The organism is Streptomyces sp. NPDC014623, from assembly GCF_043088245.1.
Classification (GTDB): Bacteria; Actinomycetota; Actinomycetes; order Streptomycetales; family Streptomycetaceae; genus Streptomyces.
On the sequence record NZ_JBIBZU010000007.1, the window covers coordinates 114948 to 134298 of the forward strand.

The 19351-nt window shown below is 71.3% G+C and carries 14 protein-coding genes and 3 pseudogenes; 9 read left to right on the forward strand and 8 right to left on the reverse strand.

Annotated elements, in window-relative coordinates; genetic code table 11:
* Positions 1–43: 43 nt before the first annotated feature.
* The 6 genes and pseudogenes from ACF1FZ_RS14140 to ACF1FZ_RS14165 all read right to left on the reverse strand — a co-directional run bounded on the left by ACF1FZ_RS14140 (position 44) and on the right by ACF1FZ_RS14165 (position 7049).
* Complete coding sequence (locus ACF1FZ_RS14140) at positions 44–1081, reverse strand: substrate-binding domain-containing protein (RefSeq protein WP_391773647.1); 1038 nt, start codon at positions 1079–1081, stop codon at positions 44–46.
* Positions 1082–1159: 78 nt separating this feature from the next.
* Positions 1160–2212, reverse strand: coding sequence for an ABC transporter permease (locus ACF1FZ_RS14145; RefSeq protein WP_391773648.1), 1053 nt, complete (start codon positions 2210–2212; stop codon positions 1160–1162).
* Complete coding sequence (locus ACF1FZ_RS14150) at positions 2209–3732, reverse strand: sugar ABC transporter ATP-binding protein (protein ID WP_391773649.1); 1524 nt, start codon at positions 3730–3732, stop codon at positions 2209–2211. The genes ACF1FZ_RS14145 and ACF1FZ_RS14150 overlap by 4 nt, the downstream gene beginning before the upstream one ends.
* A gap of 224 nt (positions 3733–3956) precedes the next feature.
* Positions 3957–5138, reverse strand: a complete 1182-nt coding sequence (locus ACF1FZ_RS14155; protein WP_391773650.1) for an ROK family protein — start codon at positions 5136–5138, stop codon at positions 3957–3959.
* 212 nt (positions 5139–5350) lie between these two features.
* Positions 5351–6026, reverse strand: a pseudogene (locus tag ACF1FZ_RS14160) (GntR family transcriptional regulator).
* Positions 6027–6098: 72 nt separating this feature from the next.
* Positions 6099–7049 (reverse strand): beta-ketoacyl-ACP synthase III, encoded by a 951-nt coding sequence (locus ACF1FZ_RS14165; RefSeq protein WP_391773651.1) that lies wholly within the window; start codon positions 7047–7049, stop codon positions 6099–6101.
* Between the two features lie 275 nt (positions 7050–7324).
* Here ACF1FZ_RS14165 and ACF1FZ_RS14170 point away from each other — a divergent pair.
* The 6 genes and pseudogenes from ACF1FZ_RS14170 to ACF1FZ_RS14195 form a co-directional block, all read left to right on the forward strand.
* Positions 7325–7756: pseudogene (locus tag ACF1FZ_RS14170) on the forward strand (ketopantoate reductase family protein); the annotation flags it as partial.
* Positions 7734–8317: pseudogene (locus tag ACF1FZ_RS14175) on the forward strand (Fe-S-binding domain-containing protein); the annotation flags it as partial. The pseudogenes ACF1FZ_RS14170 and ACF1FZ_RS14175, both read left to right, overlap by 23 nt.
* A gap of 5 nt (positions 8318–8322) precedes the next feature.
* The gene (gene fdhD / locus ACF1FZ_RS14180) at positions 8323–9174 is read left to right on the forward strand and encodes a formate dehydrogenase accessory sulfurtransferase FdhD (RefSeq protein ID WP_391773652.1); all 852 of its coding nucleotides are present in this window, start codon (positions 8323–8325) and stop codon (positions 9172–9174) included.
* A gap of 326 nt (positions 9175–9500) precedes the next feature.
* The gene (locus ACF1FZ_RS14185; RefSeq protein ID WP_391773653.1) at positions 9501–10628 is read left to right on the forward strand and encodes an ABC transporter permease; all 1128 of its coding nucleotides are present in this window, start codon (positions 9501–9503) and stop codon (positions 10626–10628) included.
* Positions 10625–11341 (forward strand): ABC transporter ATP-binding protein, encoded by a 717-nt coding sequence (locus ACF1FZ_RS14190; RefSeq protein WP_391773654.1) that lies wholly within the window; start codon positions 10625–10627, stop codon positions 11339–11341. Before ACF1FZ_RS14185 ends, ACF1FZ_RS14190 begins: the two co-directional genes overlap by 4 nt.
* A gap of 61 nt (positions 11342–11402) precedes the next feature.
* Positions 11403–12014: a TetR/AcrR family transcriptional regulator gene (locus ACF1FZ_RS14195; protein WP_391773655.1), complete on the forward strand. Its 612-nt coding sequence runs from the start codon at positions 11403–11405 to the stop codon at positions 12012–12014.
* A 233-nt stretch (positions 12015–12247) separates the two neighbouring features.
* Here ACF1FZ_RS14195 and ACF1FZ_RS14200 read toward each other — a convergent pair whose 3' ends face one another.
* Positions 12248–13282, reverse strand: a complete 1035-nt coding sequence (locus ACF1FZ_RS14200; RefSeq protein WP_391773656.1) for a bile acid:sodium symporter family protein — start codon at positions 13280–13282, stop codon at positions 12248–12250.
* A 115-nt stretch (positions 13283–13397) separates the two neighbouring features.
* Here ACF1FZ_RS14200 and ACF1FZ_RS14205 point away from each other — a divergent pair, with 115 nt between their 5' ends.
* The 3 genes from ACF1FZ_RS14205 to ACF1FZ_RS14215 all read left to right on the forward strand — a co-directional run bounded on the left by ACF1FZ_RS14205 (position 13398) and on the right by ACF1FZ_RS14215 (position 17293).
* Positions 13398–14291 (forward strand): LysR substrate-binding domain-containing protein, encoded by an 894-nt coding sequence (locus tag ACF1FZ_RS14205; protein ID WP_391773657.1) that lies wholly within the window; start codon positions 13398–13400, stop codon positions 14289–14291.
* 228 nt (positions 14292–14519) lie between these two features.
* Positions 14520–16319: an AMP-dependent synthetase/ligase gene (locus ACF1FZ_RS14210; RefSeq protein ID WP_391773777.1), complete on the forward strand. Its 1800-nt coding sequence runs from the start codon at positions 14520–14522 to the stop codon at positions 16317–16319.
* 137 nt (positions 16320–16456) lie between these two features.
* Positions 16457–17293 (forward strand): aldo/keto reductase, encoded by an 837-nt coding sequence (locus ACF1FZ_RS14215; protein WP_391773658.1) that lies wholly within the window; start codon positions 16457–16459, stop codon positions 17291–17293.
* 187 nt (positions 17294–17480) lie between these two features.
* Here ACF1FZ_RS14215 and ACF1FZ_RS14220 read toward each other — a convergent pair whose 3' ends face one another.
* On the reverse strand, positions 17481–19127 hold the full coding sequence (locus ACF1FZ_RS14220) for a penicillin-binding transpeptidase domain-containing protein (protein WP_391773659.1): 1647 nt from the start codon (positions 19125–19127) through the stop codon (positions 17481–17483).
* Positions 19128–19351 lie beyond the last annotated feature (224 nt).

Genomic DNA, 19351 nt, shown 5'->3' on the forward strand with positions numbered 1-19351 from the left:
GCTTCCTCCTCGTCGGTGGTTCGGTGGCGGCGGTGGTGCTGGATCAGCTGAAGCCCGTCGGCAGGTACTGGTCGATGTTCTCCTTGGTGACCACGGCCGAGTACAGGGTCAGCGAGGTCGGGATCTCCATCTCCGCCAGGCCGGAGACGCCCTTGCCCTGGCCGAGGGCGCGCGCCAGGTCGATCGCGGAGGCGGCCATCGTGGGCGGGTAGAGCACGGTGGCCTTCAGGACGCTGTTGTCGGCCTTGATGGCGTCCATCGCGGACTTCGCGCCCGCCCCGCCGACCATGAGGAACTCGTCACGGCCGGCCTGCTGGATGGCCCGCAGCGCGCCCACGCCCTGGTCGTCGTCGTGGTTCCACAGGGCGTCGAACTGCTTCTGTGCCTGGAGGAGCTGCGCCATCTTGGCCTGGCCCGACTCCACGGTGAAGTCGGCGGCCTGACGGGCCACCAGCTCGATGTTGGAGTAGTTCTTCAAGGCGTCGGCGAAGCCCTGGCTGCGCTGCTTGGTGAGTTCCAGGTTGTCGATGCCGGCGAGCTCGACGACCTTGGCGCTCGCCTTGCCCTTGAGCTGTTCGCCGATGTAGTGCCCGGCGTTGAGGCCCATGCCGTAGTTGTCGCCGCCCACCCAGCAGCGGTAGGCCTGCGGTGAGGCGAAGACGCGGTCCAGGTTGACGACCGGGATGCCGGCCTTCATGGCTTCCAGGCCGACCTGGGTGAGCGCCTTGCCGTCGGCGGGGAGGACGACGAGGACGTCGACCTTCTTGTTGATCAGGGTCTTGACCTGACCGATCTGGGCGGCGGTGTCGTTGGAGCCCTCGGTGGTCTCCAGAGTCACCTCGGAGTACTTCTCCGCCCGCCCCTTGGCCTGGACGTTGATGGCGTTGAGCCATCCGTGGTCGGCCTGGGGACCGGCGAAGCCGATGGTGACGGGCTTTCCGGGCTTGTCGTCGGCGGCGGGCTGGTCGCTCTGCGCGGCTGCCGCCTCCTTGGGTTCGTTACTGGTGCAAGCGGTGAGGAAGGCTCCCGCGGAGACGGCCGCGGTGCCGAAGAGCAGTCCTCTGCGGCTGGTTTCTGGCATGGCTGTCAAACCCTTCATCCGGTGTCGTGCGTACGGAACAGCGGGTGGGTGGTCGGTGCTCTGTCACGAGGGAGGGGCTCAGGTCTCGCCGCCGCGCAGGGTGCGGCGCTGGACGAGGACGGCGGCGACGATGATGGCGCCCTTGGCGATCTGCTGGACGTCGCTCTGCAGGTTGTTCAGTGCGAAGATGTTGGTGATCGTGGTGAAGACCAGGACCCCGAGCACGGAACCGACGATGGTGCCCCGGCCTCCGCTGAGGAGTGTGCCTCCGATGATCGCCGCGGCGATGGCGTCGAGTTCGTACAGGTTGCCGTTGGTGTTCTGCCCGGAGCCGGACAGGATGATCAGCATGAAGGCGGCGATGCCGCAGCACAGGCCGGAGAGCAGGTAGAGGTACAGCCGCTGGCGCCGTACGTCGATGCCGGCGAGCCTGGCCGCCTCCGCGTTGCCGCCGATGGCGACCGTACGGCGGCCGAACGTGGTCCGGTTCAGGATCAGCCAGCCGGCGAGGGTGACCGCGGCGAAGACCAGGACCAGCGGCGGGATGCCCAGGACGTAGCTGTCGGGCAGTCCGAGGTCCAGGACCGACTGGACGGTGACGATCTGTGTCTTGCCGTCGGTGATCTGCAGGGCGAGCCCGCGGGCCGAGGCGAGCATGGCGAGCGTCGCGATGAAGGGGACCATGCGCCCGTAGGCGATCAGGACCCCGTTGACGAGCCCGGCGGCGAGGCCGACGATCACGGCGGTGAAGAGGATGCCCGCGAAACCGAAGTCCTGGGTGGCGAGCGTCGTCGCCCAGACGGACGCGAGGGCGACCATCGCTCCGACCGACAGGTCGATGCCGCCGCCGATGATGACCAGGGTCATGCCGACGGTGACGACCCCGATGACGGAGGACTGCGTCAGGATCAGTTGCAGGTTCCCGGTGTCCAGGAACGCGTCCGGTTCGGTGAGGCCGCCGACGGCCACCAGCACGGCGAGGACGCCGAGCAGTGACAGGTTGCGGACATCGGCCCGCAGGCCGAGGGCGCGCGGACCACCGCCCTTCTCCGGAGGCGGCGCGGCGGCGGGACCTGTCAGGGTCCCCTTCTCCGGCCCGTGGTGCTGCGCCGACGGTGCGGGCTGTGTCATGACGTCGGGCTCCCTTCCATGACGAGGTCGAGGACACGGTGCTCGTCGAGCTCCCTGGCGTCGGCCGTGTGCACGACACGGCCTTCCCGGAGCACCAGCACCCGGTCGGCGAGGCCCAGCACTTCGGGCACTTCGCTGGAGACGAGCAGAACGGCGAGGCCTTCGTCGGCCAGCCGGCGGATCACGGCGTAGAGCTCGGCGCGGGCGCCGACGTCCACACCGCGGGTGGGTTCGTCGAGCAGCAGGACCCGGCATCCCCGCAGCAGCCAGCGGGCCAGGACCGCCTTCTGCTGGTTGCCGCCGGAGAGGGTGCGGACGACGGCGTCGGGGTTGTCGGGCCGCAGGGAGAGTTCGCGGGTCGCGGTTCTGGCGGCCTCGCGCTCGGCACCCCGGTCGAGCCAGCCGGCGCGGGCGAAGCGGGACAGGGAGGAGACCGAGACGTTACGGGTGACGGATTCCGTCAGCAGCAGTGCCTGCGCCTTGCGCTCCTCGGGAGCCAGGCCGATTCCGGCGGCCACGGCGGCGCGGACGCTGCCGGGACGCAGCGGTGTGCCGTCGACGACGACGCGGCCCGTGCTCGGTTTGCGGGCGCCGTAGACCGTCTCCAGGATCTCGGAGCGGCCGGAGCCGACGAGGCCGGCCAGCCCGACGATCTCGCCGGGCCTCAGCTCCAGGTCGACGGGCTCGAACTCGCCCCTGCGGCTGAGCCCTTCGATCCTCAGGACCGGGTCGGCCGTGGCCCGGCCGCCGGGGGCGGGCCGTTCGGGGAAGACGTACTCGACGTTGCGGCCGGTCATCATGGCAACGATGTCGCGGGTGGGGGTGGACTTGGCGGGGAGCCCGACGGCGACGGCCCTGCCGTCCTTGAGCACGGTCACCCGGTCGCCGATGCGGCGGATCTCCTCCAGCCGGTGCGAGATGTAGACGACGGCCACCCCGTCGGCGGTGAGCCCGTCGACGATGCGGAAGAGGTTGTCGACCTCGTCGGGGTCCAGCGCCGCGGACGGCTCGTCCATCACGATGAGCCGTACGTCGTGGGAGAGCGCCCGCGCCATGGAGACGATTTGCTGGTGTGCGGCGGAGAGGTCGCCGACCGGGCGCGCCGGGTCGATCTCGGGGTGTCCGAGGCGCTTCAGCAGCGCGGCGGCCCCGGTGCGGGCCTCCCGGGTCCGGACCACGAAGCCCGCGCTGGTCGGTTCGTGTCCGAGGAAGACGTTCTCCGCGACCGACAGGCCCTCCACCAGGTCGAGTTCCTGGTAGATGGTGGCGATCCCCAGGCGCATCGCGGTGATCGGCGAGGAGAGCCGGACGGGCTCACCGCGCCAGGTGATGGCGCCGTCGTCGGGCTGGTGGGCCCCGGCCAGCACCTTGATGAGAGTGGACTTGCCGGCGCCGTTCTGGCCGAGGAGGCAGTGGACTTCACCGGCCAGCACCTCCAGGTCCACGCCGTCGAGGGCGCGCACACCGGGGAACGATTTGGTGATGCCGGACATCGTGAGCAGGGGTGGTTCTGGTGCCATGACGAATCCCCTCGGCGAACGGGGTCTCCCCTGCTCGGGCGGGCCGAGAGCCGGGGAAGGCCGGTGAGCGGGCAGGGCGCAGTGCCGGCGGTGCCGTACTGCTGACGGAACTGCTGGGTGGTGGTGCTGTGCTCGTGCTGTGCGGTCCTGCGGACGGAGCTCGGAACAGGCTGCTTACGGATGGAGCTGCGGAACACGTGCCGAACGGCGCGCCGGCCCGGGCATCAGGCCGGCGAGAACAGGTGGTCGCTGATGAGCCTGGCCGCGCCGGTGACCCCGGCGACGGGTCCCAGTTCACCGAGGACGATGGGGAGGTTTCCCGTGGCCAGCGGCAGGGACTGCCGGTAGACCTGGGTGCGGACGCTGGCCAGCAGGTTGTGGCCGAGCCCTGTCACCCCGCCGCCGATCACGACGAGGCCCGGATTGAAGAAGCTGACGAGTCCGGCGATGACCTGGCCGACCCGGTTACCGCCCTCACGGATCAGGTCCAGTGCCGTGGGGTCACCGGCCGCCGCGGCGGCCGCCACATCGACGGCCGAGAGCTTCCCGGCCGCGTCCAGCCGGTCCGCGAGCTCCGCGGACCGGCCGGTGCGGGCGGCGTCCTCGGCGTCGCGGGCGAGGGCCGCGCCGCTGAAGTGTGCTTCGAGGCAGCCCCGGTTGCCGCAGGCGCAGGCGCGGCCGTCCGGTTCCACCTGGATGTGGCCGATGTCTCCGGCACTGCCCGTCGTGCCGCGGTAGACCTCGCCGCCCACCACGATGCCGCAGCCGATACCCGTACCGATCTTGACGCAGAGGAAGTCGCCCACGGAACGGGCGACCCCCGCGTGCTGCTCCCCCAGCGCCATCAGGTTCACATCGTTGTCGACCATGACGGGGCAGCCCAGTTCCTGGCTGAGCGCCTCACGGACCGGGAAGCCGTCCCAGCCCGGCATGATCGGCGGCGCGACCGGTATGCCTTCGGGGAAGCGGACCGGCCCCGGTACGCCGATGCCGGCGCCGTCGAATCCTTCGGCGAGCCCGGAGGCCCGGAGCTTGGCCGCCATCGACAGCACCTGCTCGAAGACCGCGACGGGCCCTTCCCGTACGTCCATCGGATGGTTGAGGTGACCGAGGACCTCCAACTCGGCGTTGGTCACGGCCACATCGACGGACGTGGCGCCGATGTCGACGCCGAGGAAGCGCAGTCCGGGGGCGAGCCGGATGTTGTGTGAGCGGCGGCCGCCGCGGGACGCGGCGAGTCCGTCGGCCACGACGAGTCCGGTCTCCAGGAGCCGGTCCACCTCGACGGCGAGCTTGGAACGCGAGAGGTCGACCTGGTCGCCCAGCTGCGCGCGGGAGTTGGGGCCTCCGTCACGCAGCAGCCGGAGCAGTCGCGCCTGGTGCGTGTTCGCGGGTCGTGCCGTCATACGTCTCACGCGTCCCTCCCCGCCACATCGGCCAGTCCGTCGGGCTTTCGAGGGGAACGTAGCAGCGGTTTACCGGAGTGGGAAGAAGTTGCGCATGAATCCGCTCCAACTTTCTCCACACTCAGGACAAAGGTGGGGGTCGCGGAAGGCACGCCCGGCCCGGTGGCCGGGCGGCGCACGGAAAAGGCCGGGGCTTTCCGCCCCGACGGCCGTCAGGCCCGCGCCCGCCCGTGGTACGTCCGGCGGGTGTGCTCGGTGTGCGTCCGCATGACCTCGGCGGCCCGCTGCTCGTCCCCGGAGGCGGTCGCCTCGACCAGCCCCCGGTGCTCGATCCAGGACTGGGTGCCGCGCCGGCGGGCCGCCGGCGTGCAGTACCGGCGGACCCGGCGGTCCACCTGGGCGGCGAGCTCGGACAGCACGACGTTTCCGGCCGGCTCCATGACCTTGGCGCGGAACTCGGCGTCGGCGGCGACGGCGAGGTCCACGTCGTCGGCGGCGACCGCCCGCTCCCCCTTGGAGCACGACTCCTCCAGCACCTCGACGCCCGGCTGCCCGGCGTCGGCGGCGGCCAGCCGGGCGGCCTCGGCTGCCAGCAGGGTGCGGAGCGAGAGCAGCTGGCCCGCCTCCTCCCCGGTGGGCTCATGGACGAACGCGCCCTGTGGGGGGCGCAGGTCGGCCCAGCCCTCGGTGTTCAGCCGCTGGAGCTTTTCGCGCACCGGCTGCCGCGAGACTCCCGGGTGCCCGGCCGGTTCACTTTCGACCAGGTGCCGGCCGGGACCGAGGGCGCGTGGTGATCAGCTCCAGGAGCGCCTCGTAGACGCGCTCGCGCAACGGCCCGGGCCGCTCCGGCTTCGGCGCCGTTCCCTGCGGCAGTCCTGCGGACGACATCGCGGCCCCCTCCGGGCGCCGGGCGATTGCTCGTCGTCTGCAGTCTGCGAGCGCGAGGGCACGCCGGGGGCTTCAGGGGCAGCGGATCACCTGACCCGCATACGAAAGATTCCCGCCGAAGCCGAAGAGCAGGGCCGGCGCACCGCTCTCGACCTCGCCCCGCTCCAGCAGTTTGGACAGGGCCATCGGGATCGACGCGGCCGAGGTGTTGCCGGAGTCCACCACGTCCCGGGCGATGACCGCGTTGACCGCGCCGATCTTCCGGGCGACTGGTTCGATGATCCTCAGATTGGCCTGATGCAGCACCACCGCGGCGAGGTCCTCAGGGGTGACACCGGCCCGTTCGCAGACCTTGCGGGCGATCGGCGGCAGCTTCGTGGTGGCCCAGCGGTAGACGGACTGCCCCTCCTGCGCGAACCGCGGGGGTGTGCCCTCGATGCGTACGGCGTTGCCCATCTCCGGCACCGAGCCCCACAGGACGGGGCCGATCCCGGGCCTGTCACCCCCGTCGGGATCGGCGGTGACGACGGCGGCCCCCGCCCCGTCGCCCATCAGCACGCAGGTGGAGCGGTCCGTCCAGTCGACGATGTCACCCATCTTGTCGGCACCGATGACGAGTACCCGGGTGGCGGCCCCCGCCCGGAGGGCGTGGTCGGCGGTGGCCAGCGCGTGGGTGAACCCCGAGCAGACCACGTTGATGTCCATCACGGCCGGCGAGCCCATGCCCAGGCGCGCGGCGACCCGGGCGGACATGCTCGGCGAGCGGTCGACGGCCGTGGAGGTGGCGACGAGAACCATGTCGATGTCCGCGGGCTGCAGTCCGGCCGAGGCGAGCGCCTTGGCCGCGGCGTGCGCGGCCATCTCGTCCACGGGTTCGCCGGGGCCGCCCACGTGCCGGGTCCTGATGCCGACCCGACTGGTGATCCACTCGTCGCTGGTGTCGACCATGGCCGCCAGGTCGTCGTTGGTGAGGACCTGGGCGGGCTGATAGTGGCCGAGCGCCACGACACGTGAGCCGGTCATGTACGGGTTCCCCTCGCTACGTCTGGCAGGAACTGTCCAGTCTTGGTTGCTACCGACCGGTACGAGGGCACGGGACCCGACAGGAATACCGGCCCGGACTTGGAGCGTCTCGAACAGTTCTCCGGGAACTCTCGCGGCCGACCCGAAGGCCGTACCGGATCGGCGACGGGCGAGGCACCCGCCGTCACGAGCATTGGCCCCTTCCGGGGGAACACCGCAGACAATATTCTGTCGACCTGGCACTCACCCGGTCCTCTCACCGCACGGAGAGCCCCGTGAAAGGCGCAGGTGCCGGCGCCGGAGTCATCGGCGGCTGCGCCGGGGCCGCCCTCCACCGCGCAGGCACCGAGGTCCACCTCATCGCCCGGGGCCCACATCCGACGGCCATGCGCCGTGACGGTGTGCACGTGCTCAGCCCGTGCGGTGGCCTCACCGCACGGCCCGCAGCCACCGACGGCCTGTCGGACGTCGGACCGTCGACTACGTGTTCCTCGGCCTCAAGGCCACCTCGTACGCCGCGTCCGGGCCGCTGTCCCATCCGCTCGCGCACGCGGACACCGCGGTGACAGCCGTCCGGACCGGCCTCCCCTGGGTGGTGCTTCCACGGCCCGGCCGGACCGTACACCGGCCGCAGGCTCGGCAGCGCCGACCCGGCGGGCTCCGTGAGCGCCACCCTGCCGCCCGAACGCGCCCCGGGGCGCGTGGTCGGAGGCCGAGGGCTCCCGCCCACTCGCCCCGGCCTGCCCCCGGCGCGCCGAGGCGGGCATGACGGCCCGCACCGGCACCGAACGGGCCCGGCGCAGCCGGAGGTGGCCCTGGAGCCGCCGGCCTCGCCGACGGGCCTGCCGGCGAGGCCGAGGGCGGCCGAGTGGATCAAGGAGTACGAGACGGAGCCCGGACACTTCGGCGCGGACGCCGCCCGCGTGAACGAACAGCCGAGGACCGACAACGCCCTGTACGTCCGCGACCACGACAGGAGCATCCTCTGCTGCAAGTGCGTCGACGCCTGCGGCGAGCGGGGGCGGAACGCGTTCGCCGTCGCCGTCGCAGGGCGCGGTCTGGACGCCCGTGTCCCCAGCGAGCCGGATACCGCGCAGACGCGGACCAGGACCGTCTGCGCCTGCTGCGGAGCGGGCTGCAACGTGACCCCGCACGCGCAGGACGACGAGATCGTCGGGGTCACCTCGCCGCACGACGACCCGGTCCCCCATGGCAACCTCTGTGACAAGGGCCGTTTCGGCTGCCAACACGTACAGAATCGGGATTGACGGTCATGGGACGGGTCACCGAACGTCGCCGCACCATCCGCATCCGGGACGGGGCGGTCACGATCCGCCCCGACACCCTCGTCGCCGAGGAGCCCCTGGAGATCCGGCTGAACGGCAGACCGCTCGCCATCACGATGCGCACCCCGGGCGACGACTTCGCGCTCGCGGCGGGCTTCCTGGTGAGCGAGGGCGTGATCGGCGAGGGCTCGGAGGTGCAGTCGATCGTGTACTGCGCCGGGGCGACGGCCGACGGGGTGAACACGTACAACGTGGTGGACGTGAAGCTCGCGCCCGGCGTCGTGGTCCCCGACATCACGCTGGAACGCAACGTCTACACCACCTCGTCCTGCGGGCTGTGCGGCAAGGCGAGCCTCGACGCGGTCCGCACCACCACCCGCCACCCCGTCGCCGACACTCCCCCGGTCCGGGTGACGCCCGCACTGCTCTCCGCCCTCCCCGACCGGTTGCGCGAGGCGCAGCGGGTGTTCGACCGGACCGGGGGTCTGCACGCCGCGGCCCTGTTCTCGCCCGAGGGCGAGCTGCTCGACATCCGGGAGGACGTCGGCCGCCACAACGCGGTCGACAAGCTCGTGGGGCGCGCCCTCACGGACGACCGGCTGCCGCTCTCGCAGGCGATCCTGCTGGTATCGGGGCGGGCCTCCTTCGAACTGGCGCAGAAGGCGGTGATGGCGGGGATCCCCGTGCTGGCTGCGGTATCGGCGCCGTCGTCGCTGGCCGTGGATCTCGCGGCCGAGAGCGGACTGACCCTCGTCGGCTTCCTGCGGGGGCAGTCCATGAACGTGTACACGGGTGACCACCGCATCGCCCTCGACGCGACGGTGGGCGGCCAGGGCTGAAGCGGTCCGCCCGCTGCAGGGGCAGGGGCCCGGCCGGCAGGGAGCGTCCCTGCCGGCCGGGCCCTCTCGTGCGCGCATGTGTCCGCGCGGCAAGACGCCGACGGCCCCGTTGACCGGTCGCTGATCAACGGGGCCGCTTCATGCGCCCGGCACCTCAGGTACTCAGCACATCGTCCTTCACGGCCGAGGCGAACGACCCACACAACGTGCCGACAGCCGTGTCGGCAACATCCGATAAGATACCGACACGGACGTCGTCAAGTTCAGGCAAAGACGGGACGCGTCCAGCCGTCTCATCCCTACAACCCTCATTGCTCGGAGATGCCGTGTTCCTTGCCCTACGCGATCTGCGTTTCGCCCGCGGTCGCTTCGCCCTGATGGGCGCGGTCGTCGCACTCATCGCCGTGCTCGGCGTTCTCCTGTCCGGACTCGCTTCCGGTCTGGCGGATGCCGGTATATCCGGTCTGCGCGCGCTGCCCGTGACCCATGTGGCCTTCGACGAGAAGGCGACCAGCGAGCAGTTCTCCCGTTCGACCGTGGAGGAGGAGGACTGGCAGGCGTGGTCCGGGGCCCCGGGGGTGGTGCGGGCGGAGCCGCTCGGGAACACCCTGGCCACCGCTCAGGTGACCCAGGGCGCCGAGAAGGGCGCGCAGGTCAACCTCGCGGTCTTCGGCATGGCGGCGGATTCCCCTCTGGCCCCCCGTCCCGCCAGGGGGGAGAGCCTGCAGGAGGGTGACTCGGGGATCGTCATCACCCGGGAGATCGCCGGCTTGGGCGTGGAGGTCGGAGACGTCCTGACCGCGGACAAGAGCGAAGTGCGGCTGAAGGTCGTGGGCCTGGTCGACGAGCCCGTCTCCTACGGACACATCGGCGTCGCCTACGCCGACCTCGACACCTGGCGCCACTTGCACTACGGCCTGCCGGGGGACCTGCCCGAGGCCGCGGGCCGGCAGGCCACGGCCGTCGCCCTGACACTGGAGCCGGGTGCCGACATCGCCGCCGTGGAGAAGACGACCGCCACCCGCGCCGACACCAAGGAGACCACCTTCGGCGCGTCCCCCGGCTACACGGCCGAGTCGAGCACCATGGCCCTGATCAAGGGTTTCCTGTACGCCATCTCCGCCCTGGTTGTCGGTGCCTTCTTCACTGTCTGGACCGTGCAGCGCAAGGCCGAGATCGCCTTGCTGAAGGCGCTCGGCGCCTCCACCGGATACATCCTGCGCGACGCACTGGCCCAGGTCGTCGCCGTGCTCGCCGGCGCGACGGCCGTCGGTACCGCCGTCGGCCTGGTCCTGGGGAGCGCGATGATCGGCAAGGCTCCGTTCTCCCTCTCCGCCCCGGCCGTCGCCACCTCCTCCGGCCTCCTCGTCGGGCTCGGAACCGTGGGCGCCCTCGTTGCCGTCCGCCGCATCACCGCCGTCGACCCCCTGACCGCTTTGGGAGCCACCCGATGACCACGCCCGCCACCGACCACCGGACCGCCCCGGACGCCGCAGGCTCCGATGGACTGCGACTGGACGATGTCACCCTCACCCTCGGGGACGGCGACGCCGCCGTCACCGCCCTCGACCACGTCGGCCTGAGTGTCGCCCCCGGCGAGTTCGTCGCCATCGTCGGCCCCTCCGGATCCGGCAAGTCCAGCCTCCTCGCCGTCGCCGGCGGCCTTCAGCAGCCCACCTCGGGCACCGTGCACATCGCCGGCACCGAGCTGACCGCGCTGTCGGACAAGGAACGCACCGCGGCCCGCCGTCGCCACATCGGCTTCGTCTTCCAGCAGTCGAACCTGCTGGCCTCCCTGACCGTCAGGGAACAGCTCCTGCTGCCCCTGCACATCGACAACCGCCTCGACGCCGCAGCGCGGGCCCGGGCCGACGAGCTCATCGACGCGGTCGCGCTCTCGCACCGCGCCGGATCCCGCCCGCACCAGCTCTCCGGAGGCGAACGCCAGCGCGCAGGCCTGGCCCGCGCCCTGATGGCCTCCCCCGCCGTCCTGCTGGTGGACGAACCCACCTCGGCGCTGGACCGGGTGCGTTCGGCCGAGGCGGTGCGGCTGATCGCCGAGCAGACCCATGAACGCGGAACGGCCACGGTCATGGTCACTCACGACACGGCGATAATGGACGTTGCCGACCGGGTGCACGAAATGGTCGACGGCCGCCTGTCCTGACCCGGGCAGCAGGCCGGCACCTCGCTCCCGGCCCCGTCCGCCACCCAGGAGCTCTCCCCGCATGCCGAAGATCAACGCCTCCACCGTCGCCGAACACCGCGCCCAGCAGCGCGAGGCGCTGATCGGGGCAGCGATCGACATCCTGGTCAACGAGGGCGCCGCCGCCGTCACACCCGCGGCGGTCGGCGCCCGCGCGGGCCTGGCCCGCTCCAGCGTGTACCAGTACTTCGACTCGTCGGCAGCCCTGCTTGCCACCATCACCGAGGAAGCCTTCCGGCGCTCCAACCAGGCACTCACCAACGCCATGGCCGCCGCGAACGGCCCGGTGGAACGCGTCGAGGCGTTCTTCAGGGAAAGTCTCCGCCTCGGCGCGGAGGGTGCGCACCGGCCCGCCGCCGCCCTCATGAACGCCGGTCTCCACCCCGCCTGCCAACAACGGCTGATGGAACTCCATCTGGAACAGGTCGAACCGTTCCGCGCAGCTGTCCGGCAGATCGGTGCCCCCGACCCCGCCCTCACGGCGGACCTGATCGCCGGGATGCTGCACACGGCCCTCGCCGCCGTCGACCGCGGTGTCCCGCTCGATACGGTCACGAAGCGCACTCTCGCACTGGTGCGCCGCTGCCTTGCTCCAGCCGGCAGCACGGCCCGCCCGCCGGAGGAAGGCCGCTGAAGCCACCCGGGTCTCCAGGGCGTGCCGAGGACCGATCGGACGACGTGAGAAGGCTTCGCGCCCCTGAAACCACGTCATCGGCTCGACGCACCCGTGAGGAGGGCCGAACACGTTGACCACGGGAGCAGAGGGCTCGGCGGGCCTCAGGGGGATCCACGGGGTGCCGCACGTTCGGAGTCCCGGCAGCCTGGCCAGCCACCCGTCAGGAGAAAGAGCGGAAGACCCCCTCCGGGTCAGTTCAGCGCCTCCGCCGGAGCAGGCCCGGCGGAGGCCTTCCCCGGTAGCGGGTCACGGGAGCGGCGCTTGGCGATCACCGCGCAGACCATCAGCTGCATCTGGTGGAAGAGCATCAGGGGCAGCACCGCAAGGCTCGCGTGCGCGCCGAACAGGACGCTGGCCATCGGGAGCCCGGCCGCCAGGCTCTTCTTCGATCCGGCGAACTGGATGGCGATCCGGTCCTCCCGGCCGAAGCCCAGCCGCTTCGCCCCGTACCAGCTCACCGTGAGCATGAGCGCCAGCAGCACGGCCTCGGCGCCGAGCAGCGCGCCGAGCCGGAGCGGGGTGACCTGGTGCCAGATCCCGGCCACCATGCCCTCACTGAAGGCCGTGTAGACGACGAGCAGGATCGAGCCGCGGTCGACGTGGCCCAGCACCTCGCGGTGGCGGCCGATGAAGCCTGCGATCCAGCGGCGCAGCAGCTGTCCGGCGAGGAAGGGCACCAGCAGCTGCAGGACGATCTTCATGAGTGAGCCGGCGGAGACCCCTCCCCCGGTGCCGCCGAGCAGCCCCGCCGCCAGCAGCGGTGTCAGCAGGATCCCGGCGATGCTGGAGAAGGAGCCCGCGCAGATGGCCGCCGGCACGTTGCCGCGAGCCATCGAGGTGAAGGCGATCGACGACTGGATGGTCGAGGGCACCAGGCACAGGAAGAGGAAGCCCTCCTGGAGCTGCGGGGTCAGCACAGAGGGCACCAGCCCGTGGCTGGCGAGCCCGAACAGCGGGAACACCAGGAAGGTGCAGGCCAGCACGGTGAGGTGGAGGCGCCAGTGCTTCAGGCCGCCGAGCGCCTCGGCGGTCGAGAGCCGCGCCCCGTAGAGGAAGAAGAGCAGGGCCACCGCTCCGGTCGAGGCACCGCCCGCCACCTCGGCACCGGTCCCGGACACGGGCAGCAGCGCTGCGAGCACCACCGTGCCGATCAGCGCCAGGATGTAGGGGTCGACCGGCAGCCATGACGGCAGCGCGGGGATACAGCGGCTGGTGCGGCGGCTCATGTGCTCCGTGCTCTCCGGGTGGAATCGTGCCCTCCCCATCGTGCTCCTGAACACCGCGATCGGGAATCCCGTACGCCGCACTGACTGTCATCACGTTTCGCGATAACCTCGGCCCGTGTACGACCCCGTCCAGCTCCGCACCTTCCTGGCCGTCGCCCAGACCCTGAGCTTCACCCAGGCGGCGCACCGGCTCGGCGTCCGGCAGTCCACGGTCAGCCAGCACGTCCGGCGGCTGGAGTCCGAGGCCGGCCGGCAGCTGTTCCGCCGGGACACCCACCGGGTCGGTCTCACCGAGGACGGCGAGGCCATGCTGGGCTTCGCCCGGACGATCCTGCAGGCCAACGAGCGGGCGGCGGCGTTCTTCGCGGGCACGCGGCTGCGCGGACGGCTGCGCTTCGGGGCGTCCGAGGACTTCGTCCTGACCCGGCTGCCGGAGATCCTGGAGTCCTTCCGGCGGGAGCACCCCGAGGTGGAGCTGGAGCTCACGGTGGAGCTGTCCGGCACTCTGCACCGGCAGCTCGCGGCGGGCCGGCTCGACCTGGTGCTGGCCAAGCGCCGCGCCGGGGACACCCACGGCGAACTGGTACGGCGGGACACCCTGACCTGGATCGGCGCCCCTCAGCTGCGGATCGACCCGGAGCGCCCGCTTCCGCTGATCGCCTTCCCGCCCCCCGGCATCACCAGGGCGCGTGCCCTGGAGGTGTTGGAGGAACACGGCAGGTCCTGGCGCTTCGCGTGTACGAGCGCGAGCCTGAGCGCGCTCGTCGCGGCGGCCCGTGCGGGCCTGGGGGTGATGGCGCACACTCGTGGGCTCATCCCGCCGGGACTCGTGCCGGTGCCGTCACGAGCAGGTCTGCCGGAGCTCGGAGATGTGGATTTCGTGCTGCTGCGCGGGCACCACCGGGACACCGCCCAGGAGGCGGCGGACGCCCTCGCGGCGGCGATCCTGGCGGGTGGGGACCGCCTGCACCGGGGTCCGGCCGTGCCGCCGCACACCGGGTCGCCGTAAGTGCCGCGTACAGATTCGGTGGAGATTCCCGCCCCAGCCACTTACTCCGCGGTCAGAAGTCTGTCCGAGCCTTGCCCATCTGGCCCGTTTTCTACGGTGGTCCTGACCAGATGTCATGTTTTCCGGAGACTTCGGACCCTCCCACGGTCTCGTACGGTGAGGTAGCGTCGCGGCGCCGTGCGGAGCGCCAGAAGGAGCAGGTCATTGCGCGAATTCACTGTCCCACCCCTGGCCGCAGCCCCTCGAGTCGGTGGTCTTGCCGACACCGTCTTCGACTTCGCCGAGGAAGATCCCCGTCGGACGGCCCTCTGCCGCAAGGACGCGCAGGGGCGGTGGCACGACGTGTCGGCCGCCTCCTTCCGTGACGAGGTACTCGCTCTCGCCAAGGGGTTGATCGCACACGGCATCAGGTTCGGCGACCGGGTCGCCCTGATGTCCCGCACACGCTACGAGTGGACCCTCTTCGACTTCGCTCTCTGGGCGGTGGGCGCCCAGTCCGTGCCGGTCTATCCGACCTCGTCGGCCGAGCAGGTCCTGTGGATGCTGCACGACGCCGAGGTCGCGGCCGTCATGGTCGAGCACGAGGACCACGCGATGACGATCGGCTCGGTGATCGACCGGCTGCCGAATCTGCACCGGCTCTGGCAGCTGGACGCCGACGCGGTGACCGAGCTCGTCGACGCCGGGACGCCGATCGACGACGAGGTCGTGCACCGGCACCGACGCGCGGTGACGCCCGACTCCGTGGCGACCGTGATCTACACCTCCGGCACGACGGGCCGCCCCAAGGGCTGTGTGATCACCCACGGCCACTTCATGTTCGAGGCCGACACGATGGTGGGCCGCTGGCATCCGGTGTTCCTCTCCGAGCCCGGCGAGGAGACGGCGACGCTGCTCTTCCTGCCGCTCGCCCATGTCTTCGGCCGCATGGTGGAGGTCGCGGCGCTGCGCGGCCGGGTCAAGCTGGGGCACCAGCCGGAGCTGTCCGCGAAGGCGCTGATGCCGGACCTGGTGTCCTTCCGCCCCACCTTCATCCTGGCGGTGCCGTACATCTTCGAGAAGGTCTTCAACGGCGCGCGGCGCAAGGCGGAGGCGGAGGGACGGGGCGGGGCCTTCGACAAGGCCGTCGGGATAGCGGTGAAGTACGCGGAGGCGATGGAGGAGCGGGCCTTCGGGGCCGGCCCCGGGCCGTCCGCCGGGCTGCGGATGCAGCACCAGTTCTTCGACAAGGTCGTCTACCGCAAGCTCCGGGACGCGATGGGCGGCCGGGTGCGGCACGCCATGACGGGCGGCTCCGGCATGAACCGGCAGCTCGGGCTGTTCTTCGCGGGGGCGGGTGTCACGGTCTACGAGGGCTACGGGCTCACCGAGACGACCGCCGCCGCCACGGCCAACCCGCCCGAGCGCACTCGTTACGGCACCGTCGGTCAGCCGATCCCCGGAACCTCGGTCCACATCGCCCGGGACGGCGAGATCTGGGTCCGCGGCGCCCATGTGTTCTCCGGATACCTGGGCCGGCCGAAGGCGACGGACTCCGTCCTGCACGACGGCTGGCTGGCCACCGGCGACCTCGGCGCGCTCGACGAGGACGGTTATCTGACCATCACCGGACGCAAGAAGGAGATCCTGGTGACCTCCGGGGGCAAGAGCGTGGCCCCCACCGGGCTGGAGGAACGGGTGCGCGCGCACCCGCTGGTCGCACAGTGCCTCGTCGTCGGCAACGACCGGCCCTACATCGCGGCACTGGTCACCGTCGACCACGAGGCGGTGGAGCACTGGCTCGCCGTGCAGGGCCGCACGCCGATGCGCGCCGCGGACCTGGTGCGCGACCCCGACCTGGAGATGGAGGTGCGCCGCGCGGTGGTGGCCGCGAACACGGCGGTGTCCCAGGCGGAGTCCATCCGCACCTTCCGCATCCTGGCGCACCAGTTCACCGAGGAGCAGGGGCTGCTGACCCCTTCCCTCAAGTTGAAGCGGAAGGCGATAGAGACGGCGTACGCGGCCGAGGTCGACGCCCTGTACCGCTGAGCCTCCGGCCCTCCACGACGGCGCGCGAGGCGAACATTCTTCCGGTCCTCCGGATCCTGGCAGGTGGGAATGGTTGGGCTTTCCCGTTCGTTCCTCTGGGGAGTAGTACCAACCGACAACGTAAGGATCGACTGCTCGTGAGCCAGGTCCCCACCATCACCCTCAACAACGGCCTCGAGATGCCGCAGCTCGGCTTCGGTGTCTGGCAGGTGCCGGACGACGAGGCCACCACAGCCGTGGCCACGGCTCTGGAGGCCGGGTACCGGAGCATCGACACCGCCGCGATCTACGGCAACGAGGCGGGCACGGGAAAGGCCGTCGCCGCCTCCGGTGTGGCCCGTGAGGAACTGTTCGTCACCACCAAGCTGTGGAACTCCGAGCAGGGATACGACTCCACGCTCCGCGCCTTCGACGCGTCGCTGGACAAGCTGGGCATGGACTACGTCGACCTGTATCTGATCCACTGGCCGGTGCCGGCCAAGGACGCCTACGTCGACACGTACAAGGCCTTCGAGCGGATCCTCGCCGACGGCCGCGCGAAGGCCATCGGCGTGTCGAACTTCCACCCGGAGCACCTGGAGCGCCTGCTGGGCGAGACCTCCGTCGTCCCCGCGGTCAACCAGATCGAGCTGCACCCGCAGCTCCAGCAGGCGAAGTCCCGCGCCTTCCACGCCGAGCACGGCATCGTCACCGAGGCCTGGTCACCGCTGGGCTCGGGCAAGGGCCTCCTGGAGGTCCCGACGGTCGCCGCCGTCGCGCACAAGCACGGCCGGACGCCGGCCCAGGCGGTGCTCCGCTGGCACCTCCAGACCGGCCACGTGGTGATCCCCAAGTCCGTGACCCCGGCACGGATCGCGGAGAACATCGACGTCTTCGACTTCGAGTTGGACGCCGACGACCTGGCCGCCTTCGCCGCGCTCGACGAGGGCAAGCGCCTCGGCGCCGACCCGGCCGAATTCAACCTCGGCGCCTGACCCCGTCACGCCCCGGACGGCGCCCCCACCGCTGTACGCGCGGTGGGGGCGCCGCTGTCCGTCCCGGCCGCGAGCACCGGGCGGGCGCCGGGGCCGCCGTACCCGTCAGGCGCGGTAACGGCGGCCCGGGTCGAGACTTCCGCTTCCCGGAAGTCATCGCACCGGCGAAGTGCGCCGGGTCCTGTGCTCAGCCCGCATCCGTCAGACTCTGCAGGAACCTGGCCGCCACCGGCCCCGCGTCGGCGCCGCCCGAACCACCGTCCTCCAGCATCACGCACCACGCCAGGTCGCTGTCACCCTGATAGCCGATCATCCAGGCGTGGGTACGCGGAGGCTTCTCGTCGCCGAACTCCGCCGTCCCGGTCTTGGCGTGCGGCTGCCCGGGGATGCCCTTCAGGGCGCTGCCCGCTCCGTACGTCACCGTCGCCCGCATCATGTCGCGCAGGGCGCCGGTCACCGACGGGTCGAGCTGCGCCGTCGCCTCGTACTTCTTCTTGACGGCGTCGGGCACCAGCACCGGCTGCTTGAAGGTGCCTTCCTTCACCGTCGCAGCGATCGACGCCATCACCAGGGGCGAGGCCTGCACCCGGGCCTGGCCGATGGTGGACGCCGCGAGGTCGTTGGCCGACGTGCTCACCGGGACCGATCCGTCGTACGTCGTGTCTCCGACGTCCCACACACCACCGATCCCGAACGCCTGTGCCGCGTCGTGCAGGGCGGAGCCGGCCACCTTGGCGCGGTGCTCCACGAACATGGTGTTGCAGGACTTGGCGAAGGAGTCCTTGAAGGTCGAGCCGGCCGGCAGCGTGAACTGGTCCTGGTTCTCGAACCGCTGCCCGTCGACATGCGCGAACTTGGGGCACTCCACCACGTCCGAGGGTTTCGTCCCCGCCTTCAGCATCGCCGCCGCCGTCACCACCTTGAACGTCGACCCGGGCGGGTACTGCCCGGCCAGCGCCCGGTTCAGACCGCCGGCCGGACGGTTGGAGACGGCCAGGATGTTCCCGGTCGAAGGCGCCACGGCCACCAGCGCCGCGTTCACCTTCAGCCCCTCCATCGCCTTGGCCGCGGCGCTCTGCACCTTCGGGTCGATGGTGGTCTTCACGGGGGTGCCGGGCTTCGCGGAGCTCTTGGTGAGGGATGCCTCGGCCTGGCCGGACTGCCGGTCGGCGATCACCACCTCACTGGTGGCCGCGCCTCCGCCGCCACGTAACTGCTTGTCGTAGCGCGCCTCCAGGCCGAAGGTTCCCTTGCCCTGTTCGTCCACCGAACCGCGCAGCGAAGCGGCCTGCAGGTCGTCGCCGTTGGCGTCGAGCACGGCGGCACGCTCAGCCACCGTCTTCAGTGCGAGCGTCTGTCCGGGCTTCAGCTCGGGGTGGACCATCGGGGAGCCGAACTCCACGGTCCACTGTTCCGCCTTCTTGACCAGGGTCGCCTCGGAGTCGTAGGTGAAAAGGCCGACGGCGGGGATGGTGAACTTCGCGGTGTACGGGACGGTCACCTCGCCCTTGTCGTTCTTCGCGCCCTCCCCCGCCGACAGCTCCGACTTGGCCGGCTTGAGGTTGGTCATCACCGACGTCAGCAGGGACTCCGCGTTCTCCGGGGAGTCGGACAGCGCCGCCGCCTTCTGCGACTCCCCCGCCGCCCACGCGTCGAGGAACGACTGGAGCCGCTCGGTGGCCGCGGCCACCTCCGGGTCCCGCTCCGGCCCGTCCCCGGACCACGCCCGGTACCCCCACCAACCCGCGCCCGCCGCCAGGACGACGGCCACCGCCACGCCCAGCACCGGTCCTCTGCGCGGTCCGCGACGCCCTGCGCGGTCATGACGTGCCATCTGCTGCAACGTGGGGTCCGACACTTGGCGTTGTCTCCTCGTCTGCTGCGGGTGCCTCTTCCGCGACCGGACTGCCTCCGATCACCTGTCCGACACGCTAACCGCTGTCCCCCGGCGCCGGGCCACCACGGAGAGCGTATCGAGAGTGAACCGAGAGCGGCGGCACGACAGCCGGGCCGGTGGCGCTCCACCTCGTCGGGGAGCGCCACCGGCCCGTTCGCCCG

Excerpts from the sequence above, each read along its gene's own strand:
- ACF1FZ_RS14150 (WP_391773649.1), bottom strand. The coding sequence starts at position 3,732 with ATGGCACCAGAACCACCCCTGCTCACGATGTCCGGCATCACCAAATCG.
- ACF1FZ_RS14190 (WP_391773654.1), top strand. The coding sequence starts at position 10,625 with ATGACCACGCCCGCCACCGACCACCGGACCGCCCCGGACGCCGCAGGC.
- ACF1FZ_RS14140 (WP_391773647.1), bottom strand. The coding sequence starts at position 1,081 with ATGCCAGAAACCAGCCGCAGAGGACTGCTCTTCGGCACCGCGGCCGTC.
- ACF1FZ_RS14220 (WP_391773659.1), bottom strand. The coding sequence starts at position 19,127 with ATGGCACGTCATGACCGCGCAGGGCGTCGCGGACCGCGCAGAGGACCG.
- ACF1FZ_RS14155 (WP_391773650.1), bottom strand. The coding sequence starts at position 5,138 with ATGACGGCACGACCCGCGAACACGCACCAGGCGCGACTGCTCCGGCTG.
- fdhD (WP_391773652.1), top strand. The coding sequence starts at position 8,323 with ATGGGACGGGTCACCGAACGTCGCCGCACCATCCGCATCCGGGACGGG.
- ACF1FZ_RS14195 (WP_391773655.1), top strand. The coding sequence starts at position 11,403 with ATGCCGAAGATCAACGCCTCCACCGTCGCCGAACACCGCGCCCAGCAG.
- ACF1FZ_RS14200 (WP_391773656.1), bottom strand. The coding sequence starts at position 13,282 with ATGAGCCGCCGCACCAGCCGCTGTATCCCCGCGCTGCCGTCATGGCTG.
- ACF1FZ_RS14145 (WP_391773648.1), bottom strand. The coding sequence starts at position 2,212 with ATGACACAGCCCGCACCGTCGGCGCAGCACCACGGGCCGGAGAAGGGG.
- ACF1FZ_RS14165 (WP_391773651.1), bottom strand. The coding sequence starts at position 7,049 with ATGACCGGCTCACGTGTCGTGGCGCTCGGCCACTATCAGCCCGCCCAG.